Annotated in this window: 11 protein-coding genes; 7 read left to right on the top strand and 4 right to left on the bottom strand. The window is 65.6% G+C overall.

The features are described from left to right. The first annotated feature begins 185 nt into the window (after positions 1-185). Positions 186-989: a helix-turn-helix transcriptional regulator gene (locus PVZ78_RS24245; protein ID WP_009049223.1), complete on the top strand. Its 804-nt coding sequence runs from the start codon at positions 186-188 to the stop codon at positions 987-989. Positions 990-1,158: 169 nt separating this feature from the next. Here the strand turns inward: PVZ78_RS24245 and feaR are convergent, their stop codons facing one another. The 4 genes from feaR to PVZ78_RS24225 form a co-directional block, all read right to left on the bottom strand. Further along, positions 1,159-2,097 carry a transcriptional regulator FeaR gene (feaR, locus tag PVZ78_RS24240; RefSeq protein ID WP_041983590.1) on the bottom strand — a complete coding sequence of 313 codons (939 nt, stop codon included), beginning with the start codon at positions 2,095-2,097 and terminating at the stop codon, positions 1,159-1,161. Positions 2,098-2,245: 148 nt separating this feature from the next. Continuing rightward, on the bottom strand, positions 2,246-2,839 hold the full coding sequence (locus tag PVZ78_RS24235; protein ID WP_029527385.1) for a DUF3156 family protein: 594 nt from the start codon (positions 2,837-2,839) through the stop codon (positions 2,246-2,248). Further along, complete coding sequence (locus PVZ78_RS24230) at positions 2,805-4,331, bottom strand: APC family permease (RefSeq protein ID WP_273829389.1); 1,527 nt, start codon at positions 4,329-4,331, stop codon at positions 2,805-2,807. Before PVZ78_RS24230 ends, PVZ78_RS24235 begins: the two co-directional genes overlap by 35 nt. A gap of 222 nt (positions 4,332-4,553) precedes the next feature. Beyond that, a complete protein-coding gene (locus tag PVZ78_RS24225) occupies positions 4,554-6,041 on the bottom strand; it encodes an aldehyde dehydrogenase family protein (RefSeq protein WP_273829388.1) in 1,488 nt (495 codons plus the stop codon). 590 nt (positions 6,042-6,631) lie between these two features. On the opposite strand from PVZ78_RS24225, the gene PVZ78_RS24220 reads away from it, so the two are divergent. The 6 genes from PVZ78_RS24220 to PVZ78_RS24195 all read left to right on the top strand — a co-directional run bounded on the left by PVZ78_RS24220 (position 6,632) and on the right by PVZ78_RS24195 (position 13,532). Continuing rightward, positions 6,632-7,966 carry an aspartate aminotransferase family protein gene (locus PVZ78_RS24220; protein ID WP_009049228.1) on the top strand — a complete coding sequence of 445 codons (1,335 nt, stop codon included), beginning with the start codon at positions 6,632-6,634 and terminating at the stop codon, positions 7,964-7,966. A gap of 161 nt (positions 7,967-8,127) precedes the next feature. Next, positions 8,128-8,817, top strand: coding sequence for a helix-turn-helix transcriptional regulator (locus PVZ78_RS24215; RefSeq protein WP_016703851.1), 690 nt, complete (start codon positions 8,128-8,130; stop codon positions 8,815-8,817). A gap of 91 nt (positions 8,818-8,908) precedes the next feature. Continuing rightward, positions 8,909-9,724 (top strand): molybdenum cofactor biosynthesis F family protein, encoded by an 816-nt coding sequence (locus PVZ78_RS24210; protein ID WP_273829387.1) that lies wholly within the window; start codon positions 8,909-8,911, stop codon positions 9,722-9,724. Between the two features lie 220 nt (positions 9,725-9,944). Next, complete coding sequence (locus PVZ78_RS24205) at positions 9,945-11,327, top strand: aspartate aminotransferase family protein (protein WP_257373550.1); 1,383 nt, start codon at positions 9,945-9,947, stop codon at positions 11,325-11,327. Next, positions 11,324-12,088 (top strand): SDR family oxidoreductase, encoded by a 765-nt coding sequence (locus tag PVZ78_RS24200; RefSeq protein ID WP_053269168.1) that lies wholly within the window; start codon positions 11,324-11,326, stop codon positions 12,086-12,088. Before PVZ78_RS24205 ends, PVZ78_RS24200 begins: the two co-directional genes overlap by 4 nt. 241 nt (positions 12,089-12,329) lie before the next feature. Continuing rightward, positions 12,330-13,532 (top strand): MFS transporter, encoded by a 1,203-nt coding sequence (locus tag PVZ78_RS24195; RefSeq protein WP_273829386.1) that lies wholly within the window; start codon positions 12,330-12,332, stop codon positions 13,530-13,532. Positions 13,533-13,548 lie beyond the last annotated feature (16 nt).

Here is a 13,548-nt window from a genome sequence, read left to right as displayed (position 1 = left end):
ATGTCAGGCGGATGCGCTCTGGGTCGCACTTGATGGAGGCCACTTTAGGCAGCCGGGGGTACAGGGCCAATTCCCCTATTGGAGTACTCCCCCTTGACGTGGCCGGGCAAATCGCCGAAACCGTGCTTCCAGCTGGCGCAAAGCAGCACGCCAGGCCACAGCAACATCGACGCGGAGCCACCTATTTGATCACTCTGTTCAGGGAAATCGGCATGCATGCCGGACTCGGGCGCACCCTCTCGCAGATCGGCGGCGAGCGCTTCTGGAAGCAACTGGTGCTGTTGCTGCACCAGGCCTTGCCGTTCGATAACGCCCTGGCGATCTTCTATCCCCACAACGGCCTGCCCATCGCCCTCGAGGAATACGATGCCGAGCCCTCGGACAAGCCAGCGTCGATGCTCACCTACCTCAACGGCCTGTACCTGCTGGACCCGTTTTTCCAGGCCTGCCGCGAGGGCTACCCCAACGGCCTGTACCGCCTGGAAGAAGTGGCGCCGGACCATTTCCGGCAGACCGAATATTTCTCCAGCTACTTCCACGACAACGTGCTGGAGGACGAGCTGCAGTTCATCCTGCAGATCCCGGAGGCCGGCACCCTGTCCCTGTCGCTGGGCATGCAGCGACCCTTCAGCGCCGAGGAAATCGGCCAGCTCACCACCTTCTCGGCCTGGGTCCTGCCGCTGATGCAGCAGCACTGGCAGCAAAGCAACCAGCGTCCGCCAGCGCCCGCCGCGGAAGAAATGGCCAGCCAGATCCGCGACGCCCTCAGTCATTTCGGCTGTGGCGTTTTGTCGGATCGGGAAGTGGAGATCGCCCGGCTGATCCTCCGCGGTTTTTCTTCCAAGGCCATGGCCGAGCGGCTGAAGATCTCGCCGGACACCATCAAGGTGCACCGGCGCCATCTCTACGCCAAGCTGGACATTTCTTCACAGCCGGAACTGTTCTCGCTGTTTATCCAGTCCCTGGGGCACGACTTGGAGAATCCGTAAGGCATCACCGGTTTTGTCGCGAGCAAGCTCGCTGGCTCCTACAGGCAAACCAGCCCAACTGTAGGAGCGAGCTTGCTCGCGATGGCAATCCTGCGGGCGACAACCCTGTTGAATGCACCGGCCCTATCGCGAGCAAGCTCGCTCCTACAGGATTGGGGTTGATCGGACCTCAGGCGTTCAGCGAACGAGCCCGGTAATCCCGTGGCGACTGCTCGAAATGCTTCTTGAAGGTGCGGCTGAAGTGCGCCGAGTCGGTGAACCCCCACTTGAAGGCAATGTCGGTGATCGACGCGTGGCGCAGGCGCGGGTTGCTCAGGTCCGCCGCGCTGCGGTCGAGGCGCGCGCGCTGGATGAAACGGCAGACGCTGTCGCCCTGCTCTTCGAACAGCCGGTACAGCTGGCGCACCGAGATATTCATCTGGCTGGCCAGTGATACCGGGGTCAGGTTGGGCTCGGTGAGGGACTGGTTGATCAGCTGCCGGGCCTGGCTGCGCAGGCAACCGCCGTGCTGGCTGTCGTAGCCGTCGAGGCTCGCGCCGGGCGTCTGGCGCAGGGTCGGGCCGAGCAAGGCGATCAGCGCTTCCTGCAACGCCTGGCCTTCCTGCTGGGCGGCGCAACCTTGCAGCTCGTCGCCACAGATCTGCTCCACCAGCAGGCGCATCAAACGGCCACTGGCGCAATTCTGCGAGAGCTTGCCGAACTTGCGCTGCTGCGCCGGCAGATGGCGATACACCTCGTCCCGGGACAAATGCAGCGAGGCATGTTCGATCAAGCCGTGAGGGACAATTTCACAGGCCCCGGCGGAGTCCAGCAAGGCCATTTCCCCCGGCGCCAGTTCGATGCGCTCGCCGCCCTGGCTGATCTGGGCATGGCCGCTGCGCTGCATGATCAAGAAGCAGAAGCGGTCGTCTTCGTGATCGACGCTGGTGCTTTTGCGCGAGATCAGTCCGGCATTGGTGCGGATCTGCGCCACTTCGAGCCCGGCGTAGTCGCGCAAGCCGACTTCACCGATGAACAACGCCGAGTTCAACGCCTGGCGGGCGTCGAAGCGACCGCAAACCCCCTGCAATGCGTCAATCCAGGAACCGAAACTTTGCGAAGCAAGCACTGTGCACCTCCAGAAGCCGGCTGAAACCGCCTTTGTTGTTATGGCGATATCATTAACATGTTATCTATTTGCCGGGCAAGGAAGCGCGGCGCAATGGATAGTCTGTTATAGCCTAAGCACGGGCTGTGCCAGCACGGGTGGGCATGGCTCAGTGATTGCGCAACAGGGAATGCAGACGTTTGAAAGCCGCCAGCAAGGCGCCACGCTGCTCGGCGCTCAGACGGATATAACGGCGGAAACCGGGCAGCCGGTTGACCACCTCGCTGGCGCCGAAATGCTCCAGGCGCACCAGCCAGCCCTGCTCGTCGCGCTGCAGTTGCAGGCGCTTGAAGTCCAGCGGCAGCAACGCCGCCAGCAGTTGCGGATCGCTGTGCAGCTGCTGCAACAGCCCTGCCCACTCTTCTTGAGCGCCCTGCTTCAGGCCTGCAGCGACGCCCTGGCGACGGATCGCGCCGGTATGGCGGATATCGATCCGCGCCTGCGGCCCCGGCGAACCGGGGACGCGCAGGCGAAATTCGCAGACCACCAGATGCATCAGGAATTGCGCCTGTGGCAGCTCCTGGACCTCGAAGCCCAAGCCCTCCTCAGCCCAGGTGAAGTGCGCCAGCCCGGGGGCCTGCGCGGCACAGTCGAGCCCTGGCAGGTCGCGGCGCAACTGGCTCAGGGTCACCCCCGGGCGATAACCCGAGGGTGGCCGCCGCCAGAACTCAGAGAGGTTTTGCCGCCAGCTTGTACTGCTCATTGGGCTTGGCTCCAGGCAGGGTCTGCGCTTGGGTTTCAGGGGATTGCAGGTTGAAGGCATTCTCCAGCACCTCTTCCACCGGCACCGGGCGGAATGGGTTGACCTTCTGCACGAAGACCGTCCAGACCAGCGCATAGATCGCCGTCAGGCCGAGCATGCTGCCAAAGGGCACGTAGATGTCCCGCGGGTTCATCCCCGGCGGCGTGATGAACCACATGCCCAGGAGGATGCCGATCGACGAGACGATCTGCGGCAGCGGGAACCAGGGCGACTTGTAGGCCCGCGGCAAATCCGGACGACGGATACGCAGCACCACCACCGCCAGGGTCACCAGCAGGTAGGCGGTACTCCAGGCGCAGACCGCGGCCAGCACCAGGTGCATGATGTTGTCCGTGCTGCCGCCCAGCCACCAGGCGTGCAGGCAGGGAATCAGCACCGCCACGGCGATGCACAGCAGCGGCGTCTTGAAGCGCGGGTGCAGGTAGGTGAAGGCCTTGGGCAGCGCGCCGTCCAGCGCCATGCCATAGAGGATGCGCGGCAGCCCGGCCATCAGCGTGTTGATGGTCGCTGCCCCGGCGAACAGCAGGCCGACGCCCAGCCAGATCCGCCCGTACGGCCCCATCACCTGCTCGGCGAACTGCGGGATGGCCATGGGCGTGTCCAGCAGGTGCACGCTGCCGTCTTCGCTCAGCGCACTGTTCGCCACCTGGCGCTTCATCGCCGCGCCGTAGATGAACATGCAGGTGGCCACCCCCACCAGCCCCAGGGCCATGGCCCGGGGAATGGTTTTCGCCGCCTTGCGCACCTCCGGCGTCAGCGGCGTGACGAACTCGCAACCGACGAACATGAACATGGCCATGCCCACCAGCGAAAGAATGGTGGTCAGGTCGGTGCCGACCATCGACTCGCCGAACCAGCCGCTCAGCTCCACCGCCGGCGCCTTGAACACCCCGACCACGCCGAAGATGATCAGGGTGGTCCACATGCCGAAGGTGAGGATCACCTCGGCCCGGCTGAACGCGGTGATGCCCACGGCGTTCAGCAGGCCGAAGAAGATCACCAGCCCGACACCCACCAGCCAGGCGCTGCCGCTCTGTTCCAGCAGGGTGTTGAGGGACTCGAAGTTCACCAGGGCCATGACGCCGCTGAGGATGGTTTCCGCCGTGCCGGCGAACACATGCACGATCAGGTAGGCGGAAATGGTCCCGGTGATCGCGAAGAAGCGCCCCAGGCCGCAGGCCAGGTAGTCATACACCGAGCCGGTGGTGGGAATCATGCAGGCCGCTTCGGCGAAGGTCGTCGATTGCGCGAGCATCATCAGCATCGCGATCAGCATGGCCGCGGCGAACGCCCCGCCGCCGATGCCGAAGCCGGTGGTGGCGGTGAGGATCACCGGGCTGGCCATGATCAGGCCGACGGCGCTGGCCAGGGCCGTGGGAAAGCCGACCACGCCCTGGTTCAGGTGGCGGGTGAGTCTGTCGTTGAAAGACATGGTGCTAAACCTCGAAAGCATGGGTGATGTTGTTGTTCTAGGCATTTCAAGGGCACGCCGGGCGTGCGTGTTACTGGCTGTCTGCGCAGCCTGCAGTCGCCGGATGACTGCATCCGACTGTAGCCGCTGGCGCAGGCTGCGATAAGGCCGAAGGCCTTCGGCGATCTTGAGATCTTGCGCACCCTACGGGCGCGATCGCAGCCTGCGGCAAGCGGCTACAGGTCAGAATGCGATGCACACCGACTTGTTCTCGGTGTACGCCTCGATCGCCGCATGGCCCATTTCGCGACCGATGCCCGATTGCTTGTAGCCGCCAAACGGCATCGACGGGTCGAGCATGTTGTGGGCATTGACCCAGACCGTGCCGGCCTTGATCCGCGGGATCAGGTCCATGACCTTGGCCAGGTCGTTGGACCAGATGCTCGCCCCCAGCCCGTACTGATTGTCGTTGGCCAGCGCCACCACCTCGTCGATATCGTCGAAAGGCGTGGCCACCACCACCGGGCCGAAGATTTCCTCGCGCACCACCTGCATGCCCGCGTGCACGTCGGCCAGTACCGTCGGCCGCACATAGAAGCCCTGCTCGCCATAGGCGACCCCGCCGCACAGCACCCGGGCGCCGTCGGCCACGCCCTGGCCGATCATGTCCAGCACGCGCTTCTGCTGCTTGGCGGAAATCAGCGGGTTGATCTGTGCCTGTTCGTCCAGCCCGGGGCCGATGCTCAGGGAGCCGGCGATGGCCGCCAGGCGCTCCAGCACCTGGTCGAAGATCGCCCGCTGGATATACAGGCGCGAACCGGCGGTGCAGACCTGCCCCTGGTTGAAGAAGATCGCCCCGGCGGCGCCGGCGGCCGCGGCCTGGGGGTCGCAGTCATCGAGCACGATCACCGGCGACTTGCCGCCCAGCTCCAGGGAAAACCGGGTCATGTTGTCCACCGCCGCATGGCCGATGACCTTGCCGATCTGGGTCGAACCGGTGAACGCCAGCTTGTCGATGCCCTTGTGCGCGGACAGGGCCGCGCCGGCCTGGGCGCCGCTGCCGGTGACCACGTTGACCACCCCCGGGGCGATCCCGGCGTCCAGGCACAACTGGCCCAGGCGCAAGGCGGTCAGCGGGGTTTCGTCGGCCGGCTTGAGCACCACGGTGCAGCCGCAGGCCAGGGCCGGCACTATCTTCCAGATGGCCATCAACAAGGGGAAATTCCACGGCACGATGGCCCCGACCACGCCCACCGGCTCCGGCACCGTATAGGCGCGGTAGCGGGCGCCGGGAACGGCGGCGATGGACAGGTCGAGGCTCTTGCCTTCGATCTTGGTCGCCCAGCCCGCCATGTAGCGGGTGAACTCGGCAGCGGCGCCAACTTCCAGGGCTCGGGCCAGGTGGATCGACTGGCCGTTGTTGAGGGTTTCCAGCTGCGCCAGTTCCTCGCCGTGGGCTTCCAGCAGATCCGCCAGCTTCAGCAGCAGGCGCTCGCGATCCGCCGGGCGCTGCGCCGCCCAGGGCCCCTCGAAGGCCCGTCGCGCGGCGGCCACGGCCAGGTCGATATCGGCGTCGGCGCCGGCGGCGACGCGGGTCAGCTCTTCGCCGGTGGCCGGGTTGAACACCGGCATCTGCGCACCGGACAAGGCCGGCTGGCTGCGCCCGTCGATCAACAGGCCGTGCTGGCTGTCGATAAAGGCGGCGACACGTGGGTCGATGGCAATACTCATGGGCAATCCTCGCTAGTTGGCCTCATGGATCGAACTCTGAGACCAACGCCGGCCAGCGTCTTGATCCTGGCTGCCGCGAAACTTGCCACTGGCTGCCAGGGAAACCGCGACACACGCTTTTGCCGCCACTGGCGTATCTATCCAGATAGACCGCGGACTCAGCATTTGCGATTGCTTCGCAACCGATCGCAGCCTCGCGAGCTCGGCAGCGGCTACACAACGCCGCGTGCCCTGTAGCCGCTGGCGCAGTCTGCGATCGGCGGCGCAGCCGTCGCCAAACCTGCCAACGCGTTTTTCCAGACAGATTGCGGACTCAGGATTTACGGTTGCTTCGCAACCGATCGCAGCCTCGCGAGCTCGGCAGCGGCTACACAAGCGCCGCGTGCCCTGTAGCCGCTGGCGAAGCCTGCGCTCGGCCGCGCAGCGGTCGTAAATCCTGCCAACACGGTTTTCCAGGTGGATAGCGAAATCAGGGACAGCGGATCGATGGCAGTGGCGATCAAGTACCTGGCACACAGAGGCAAGCACGCATCCGGTAAAGGGCGCACTACTATGTCCCACGCTGTCCGTGCGTTTTCAGGAGACTCAACGTGAGCGAACCAAGCCGCTTCTGGCATCCCATGCTGCACCCCAACGAAATGCAACAACGCGAGCCGATTCGTATTGTCCGCGGCGATGGCTGCTATGTGTACGACGACCAGGGCCACCAACTGGTGGATGGCGTCGCCGGGTTGTGGAACGTCAACGTCGGCCACAACCGCAAGGAAGTGAAGGCGGCGATCACTGCCCAACTGGACGAACTGGAATACTTCCAGCTGTTCGACGGCGTCAGCCATCCGCGCGCCGAAGAGCTGTCGCGGGTGGTGATGAACCTGCTGGAACCCGAGGGCATGCGTCGCGTGGCCTTCAGCTCCGGCGGCTCGGACGCCATCGAGACCGCGCTGAAACTGGCCCGCCAGTACTGGAAACTCGAAGGCCAGGCCGATCGCACCAAGTTCATCTCGTTGCGCCAGGGCTACCACGGCACCCATTTCGGCGGCGCCTCGGTCAACGGCAACACGGTGTTCCGGCGCAACTACGAGCCCCTGCTGCCCGGCTGCTTCCACGTCGACACCCCGTGGCTGTACCGCAACCCCTACAGCCAGGACCCGGAAGAACTCGGCAAGATCTGCGCCGACCTGCTCGAGCGGGAAATCCAGTTCCAGAGCCCCGACACCGTCGCGGCCTTTATCGCCGAGCCGATCCAGGGCGCCGGCGGCGTGATAGTGCCGCCGGCCAACTACTGGCCGCTGATCCGCGAGGTCTGCGACAAGTACGGCGTGCTGCTGATCGCCGACGAAGTGGTGACTGGTTTCGGCCGCAGCGGCTCGATGTTCGGCAGCCGCCTGTGGGGCGTGAAACCCGACATCATGTGCCTGGCCAAGGGCATCACCTCCGGCTACATCCCGCTGGGCGCCACGGTGGTCAACGAGCGGATCGAGTCGGCGTTCAGCAAGAACGCCAACTTCACCGGCGCGATCATGCACGGCTACACCTACTCCGGGCACCCGGTGGCGTGCGCGGCGGCCCTGGCCAGCCTCGACATCGTGGTCAAGGAAGACCTGCCGGCCAACGCCGCGAAAATGGGCGACTACATGCTCAATAAGCTGCTGCCGTTCGCCGAACGCTTCGACAGCGTCGGTGAAGTGCGCGGCAAGGGCCTGATGATCGCCCTCGACCTGGTGGCCGACAAGAGCACCCGCGAGCCGATCGACCCCATGGGCGGTTATGCCAACCAGGTGGCGCAGATCGCTCGCGACAATGGGGTGATGGTGCGTCCGGTGGGGACCAAGATCATCCTGTCGCCGCCGCTGGTGATCCAGCCACCGCAGATCGACGCCATAGTCGCGGCCCTGGAGCTGGGCTTCACCCAGGCCCGCCGCTGAGGCCCTGATAGCCGCTGCCGTGTCCCTCGCCTCCCGGGCGTTGGAACCGGCAGCGTTTTTTTGCCCTCCGACATTCCCGACAATGTCCATACTGCATCGCGACTTGCCCGCTTCTTCTGCCCATTGACGCGAAGCCGTCAGTATCCGCCAGGAGCCCTTCGATGATCAGTACCCATAGCCTCAACAGCCCCCTGCCCAACGCCCATGAACTCGGCCAGCGCTGCATCGGCGCCTTTACCCGGGTGGTGCCAGCGACCCTGTGCGCCTTCTACCGCATCGACGCGCAGCTGCAGGCCGAGCATTTCTCGCTGTATCACATGAGCCAGCAGATGCATGAGGCCTACCTGCAACGCTACCGGCACTACGACCCACTGCGCCCGCGTAACTGCGTGGCGGCGGGCCGCCCGGTGCTGTCGCTGCACATGGGCATGGCCCAGCAGGGTCGGCATGAAACCGAGGTTTACCAGGGCTTCCTGCAACGCCATGGGGTGCTGGATGTGGTGGAGATCCTCGCGCGCAATGCCAGCGGCAGCCCGATCGCCGGCCTGTCCCTACTGCGCGACGCCAGCCTGGGCCCGTTCCAACCTGACGAACTGAGCACCCTGCATGTGCTGCAAGGCCTGCTGGAAATCGCCGCCCAGGCGCCCTATTCGCGCCACGACGAACGCCTGGAGGCCCTCACGCCCCGGGAGCGGCAGATCGCCTGGCTGCTGCGCGACGGCGCCTGCAACAAGACCATCGCCCAGCAACTGGCGCTGGGCCTGCCGACGGTCAAGACCCACCTGATCAACCTGTTCCGCAAGGTCGGGGTGAACAACCGCACCGAGCTGGTGAGCGCGCTGTTCCTGTAAAAAACCGTCGCGCCTCAACCATTCGGTTGATGGGCAACAAGGGCTTGCACGCTGAACATGAGGTTCTCCTTCATCGACAAGAACCGCCCTCATGAACCTGCAACCCGAATGGATTACCGTTGGCGCCCTGGCCGAAGGCTTTGCCGCCGACAACCATGTCCTGCCCAGCCTGGATGACCTCAACGGCCGCAGCCTGACCCTGCATTTCGCCAACGGCTGGCGCATCGAACACCTGTTCGGCTCACAGACGCTGCATTGGCGGGACACTGAAAGCCAAGCCTGCGGCGAGGCTATTTATCGAGCCACTTCAATACGTTCCGGCATTTACCTGGTGGACTTTCTCAAGTCGGAGAACGGCCAGGTCCACTCGGTGAGCCTGATCCTCGACCTGGGCCGGAACCTCTTCACCGCGGTGATCGGGCAGATGCCAAGCCAGGCCGAGACCCGGGTCGATCTGTTCAGCCGCGCCCTGTCCGGCCGCGAGCTGACCAGCGTCCAGGCCCAGTTCATCCATGGCAGCATCGACGCACCGCACAGCGCCAGCAGCGCGCAACACGCGCTGAGCGAAGAGCTGGTCGGCCTGCGCAACCAGTACATCTACAGCGCCACCGAGGCCTACGAGCACGTTTACCTGAACCGCAACTTCTACAGCTGGCAATGCCTCAAGGGCGTCGAGCAGGGCCTGGCGGACACCGATCGCTGCCATTGCTACAAGATCGCCGAACAGCTGTACCTGTTCGTCTGGCGCGAAAAGATCGTGCCGACCCTGGGCCTGGTGCTGATCGACCTGCAAGCGGGCAGGACCGACGGCAAGATCTTCGGCTACCAGGGCACCGACTTCGCCACCCCCAGCAACTTCCCGGTGGGCGCCCTCGCCCATGTGCTGAACCGCACCGATTACACCTGATGCCAACCCGTAGCCGCCTGTAGCCACCTGTAGCCGCTGCCGAGCGACAGCGAGGCTGCGATCGACCGCGCAGCGGGCGCAATCCGGGCAACGCGTTCCGCCTGACGCACCGCAAGCGCAGGTTTCGCGGCAACTGCGTTGCCGATCGCAGCCTCGCTATAGCTCGGCAGCGGCTACCCAGGCCCCGCCTTCCTCCTCTAAATCCCACAGGACTCCAATCATGACCCTCGGCCTCAATCTCGACCGCGTCGCCAGCCGTTACCAATCCGAGCTGCAGCTGTTCGCCGAACGCCACCCGCGTTCCGCCGGCTTCTACCGGGAAAACCTCAAGCACTGGCTGTACGGCGCGCCGCTGCACTGGATGCAGCAATGGCCGGGGCTGTACCCGATCCTGGTGGCCGACGCCCAGGGCGCGACGCTGACCGACTGCGACGGCAACCGCTACGTCGACTTCGCCCTGGGCGACACCGGCGCCATGTTCGGCCATGGCCAGCCCGCCGTGGCCGACGCCATCGCCCACCAGGCCCGGCACGGCTCGACCCTGATGCTGCCGACCGCCGACAGCCTGTGGGTCGGCGAGGAACTGGTACGGCGCTTCGGCCTGCCGTTCTGGCAGGTCACCACCTCCGCCACCGACGCCAACCGTTTCGTGCTGCGCCTGTGCCGGATGATCACCGGCCGGGAGAAAGTGCTGGTGTTCAACTGCAACTACCACGGCAGCGTCGACGAGTCCCAGGTCGAGTTCGACGCCGACGGCCAGATGATTCCCCGCGAAGGCGTGCACGCCAATGGCCTGCGGCACGACGCCACCACCCGGCTGGTGGAGTTCAACGACCTGCCGGCACTGGAGGCGGCACTGGCCCATGGCGATGTGGCCGCGGTGCTGACCGAGCCCTTCATGACCAACGTCGGCATGGTCCCGCCTGCCCCCGGCTTCCACGATGGTTTGCGCGAGCTGACCCGGCGTTTCGATGTGCCGCTGATCATCGACGAAACCCACACCATCTCCTGCGGCCCGGCCGGCTACAGCGGCGAACACGGCCTGCAACCGGACTTCTTCGTGCTCGGCAAATGCATCGCCGGCGGCATCCCCACCGCCGTCTGGGGGACCAGCCAGGCCATGGCCGAGCGCATCTGGCAGGTGCTGCCGCACTTCCAGCCCGGGCAGGCGATCAACCACTTCGGCTTCGGCGGCACCCTGGCCGGCAACGCCCTGCAGATGGCGGCCATGCGCGCCACCTTCAGCGAGGTCATGAGCGAAGCCAACTACGCGCACATGATCGCCCTGGCCGAGCGCCTGCGGGCCGGGGTCCAGGCGCTGATCGCCAAGCACCGCCTGCCCTGGCACGTGACGCGGATCGGCGCCCGGGTCGAATACCTGTTCATGGACCACGCGCCGCGCAACGGCGGCGAAGCCCACCATGCCCGTCATGGCCTGATCGAGGCCTACCTGCATCTCTACCTGCTCAACCGCGGGGTGTTGCTGACCCCGTTCCACAACATGGCGCTGCTGTGCCCGGCGGCCACCAGCGACGACGTCGACCTGCACAACCGTCTGCTGGACGAATGCCTGGGCACCGTCACTCAAGGAGAAAACCCATGATGCTCGACCTCACCGGCCGTATCGCCCTGGTCACCGGCTCCGGCCAAGGCATTGGCCGCGCCATCGCGCAAGTCTTCGCCGCCCAGGGCGCCAAGGTAATGCTCGCCACCCGCAGCGAAGCCTCGGGCACCGAGACCCTGCGCCTGATCCGCGAAGCCGGCGGCAGCGCCGAGCTGCTGACCGTGGACCTGAGCACCCGGGCCGCGGCCAACCAGGCGGTAGCCGCCACCCTCAGGACCTTTGGCGGGCTGGACCTGCTGGTGCACAACGCCGCGGTGTTTCCGATGGAGAACCTGCGCGACCTGAGGGACGAAATCCTCGAGTCGACCCTGGCGGTGAACCTCAAGAGCTGTTTCTGGCTGACCCAGGCGGCGCTGCCGGCGTTATGCCGGGCCGAACACCCGCGCATCGTCATCACCTCTTCGGTGACCGGGCCGCGCACGGCGATTCCCGGGCTGTCCCACTACGCCGCGTCCAAGGCCGGGGTCAACGGCTTCATCCGCGCGGCGGCCCTGGAACTGGCCGAACACCGGATCACCGTCAATGGCGTCGAACCCGGCCTGATCGCCACCCAGGCCATGGCCAACCTTGGCGATTGCGCGGCCCTGGCCAGGGGCATCCCGCTCAAGCGCCTGGGCAGCCCGCAGGATATTGCCCATGCCATGCTGTTTCTCGCGTCCGAACAGGCCAGCTATATCACCGGGCAGACCCTGATCGTCGATGGCGGCGCCCTGCTGCCGGAAAACACCCAGTTCACCTGAAGCCTGACGCCTCACCCACGGCGCCCGACCGGGCGTCGACACTATCACCACCCCGCTTCTGGCACCGTTCCGCCCGGGCATTGCGCCCGGCGGGATCAGCCGCTGAATGACGTCATGGACAGAACGCAACATCCCGTTTTTGTCGATTGACTTGAAGTCAACTTTAACTTTTACAGTCAGCTCCGACCCAGTGGCGCGCCGCACCCCGACCATCCTCGCGCGCCTGCCTTCGGAGAAGCCCATGACCTCAACCAAGCCAGACACCCTCAGCTACGCCGTCGCCGATACCGCCTATTGGCCCGCGGTGTTCAACGTGCTGTTTGCCGGCATTGCCGCGGCGCTGCATATCGGCAAGGCCACCATCGCCCTGCCCGAGTTGCAACAGGAGTTCGGCCGCTCCCTGGAGTCCCTGAGCTGGGTCATGTCGGCCTTCCCCTTGGTCGGGGTGTTTGGCGGCATCGCCGCCGGCATCCTTGTGCAGCGCTGGGGCGACCGTTATCTGCTGGCCCTCGGCCTGCTGATCATGTGCGCCGCCAGCGCATTGGGTGCCAGCCTGCATGACTTCCACGGGCTGCTGGCCACGCGTTTTGTCGAAGGCCTGGGGTTCGTCATGGTGGTGGTCGCGGCACCGGCGGTGCTCAACCGCCTGGTCCCGGCGCACAAACGCAATCTGGTGTTCGGTATCTGGAGCACCTTCATGGCGTTCGGTATCGGCACCTCGATGCTTATCGGGCCATTGCTGGGGGGCTGGCAACAGGGCTGGATCGCGGGCGCGGCCCTTACCTTGCTGGCGGCCCTGCTGTTGCCGCTGACCACACCCAGGGACTCGCTGGCGCTGCGCCACCAACCGCAATCCGGCTTGCGCCACTCCCTGAGCAGCGTGCTGCGCGCCCGCCAGCCGCTGCTGATGGCGCTGATGTTCACCGCCTACAACCTGCAGTTCTTCGCGGTGATGGCCTTCCTGCCGGTGTTCCTCATGCAGCGCGTCGGGTTGTCGATCACCAGCGCCGGGCTGGTCAGCGCCGCGGTGGTGGCGGTCAATATCATCGGCAACATCGGCGCCGGCCTGCTGCTGTCACGCGGCGTCCGCCCGCAAGTCCTGCTTGCCGGCACCAGTATCGTCATGGGGCTTTCCGGGATGGGCATCTTCCTCTCGGCCACGCCGACCGATCTGGTGATCCCCTTGTGTTTCTTCTTTTGCGCGGTGGCCGGCATGCTCCCCGCCACTATCCTCGCCAGCACCTCGCTGACTTCGCCGCAGCCCGCGCTGGTCCCGCTGTGCCTGGGCCTGGTGATGCAAGGCAACTACCTGGGCCAGGTGCTCGCGCCCATCGCCCTGAGTGCCGCCGTCGCCTACGCCGGCTGGTCCGCCCCGGCGGCGCTGGTGCTGGCGGCCGCGCTGCTGGGCGTGCTGCTGGCGATGCGACTGAAGATAACGCAATAAAGGCAGCGCTCCCCGG

The sequence above is a fragment of the Pseudomonas sp. SBT1-2 genome, assembly GCF_028640875.1.
GTDB classification, from domain to species: Bacteria; Pseudomonadota; Gammaproteobacteria; order Pseudomonadales; family Pseudomonadaceae; genus Aquipseudomonas; species Aquipseudomonas chlororaphis_I.
Note: the sequence above shows the minus strand (reverse complement) of the source record. Positions and strands in the feature narration are given on the sequence as shown.

Excerpts from the sequence above, each read along its gene's own strand:
- PVZ78_RS24235 (WP_029527385.1), bottom strand. The coding sequence starts at position 2,839 with ATGAGCAGTACAAGCTGGCGGCAAAACCTCTCTGAGTTCTGGCGGCGG.
- PVZ78_RS24230 (WP_273829389.1), bottom strand. The coding sequence starts at position 4,331 with ATGTCTTTCAACGACAGACTCACCCGCCACCTGAACCAGGGCGTGGTC.
- PVZ78_RS24225 (WP_273829388.1), bottom strand. The coding sequence starts at position 6,041 with ATGAGTATTGCCATCGACCCACGTGTCGCCGCCTTTATCGACAGCCAG.
- PVZ78_RS24215 (WP_016703851.1), top strand. The coding sequence starts at position 8,128 with ATGATCAGTACCCATAGCCTCAACAGCCCCCTGCCCAACGCCCATGAA.
- PVZ78_RS24210 (WP_273829387.1), top strand. The coding sequence starts at position 8,909 with ATGAACCTGCAACCCGAATGGATTACCGTTGGCGCCCTGGCCGAAGGC.
- PVZ78_RS24205 (WP_257373550.1), top strand. The coding sequence starts at position 9,945 with ATGACCCTCGGCCTCAATCTCGACCGCGTCGCCAGCCGTTACCAATCC.
- PVZ78_RS24200 (WP_053269168.1), top strand. The coding sequence starts at position 11,324 with ATGATGCTCGACCTCACCGGCCGTATCGCCCTGGTCACCGGCTCCGGC.
- PVZ78_RS24195 (WP_273829386.1), top strand. The coding sequence starts at position 12,330 with ATGACCTCAACCAAGCCAGACACCCTCAGCTACGCCGTCGCCGATACC.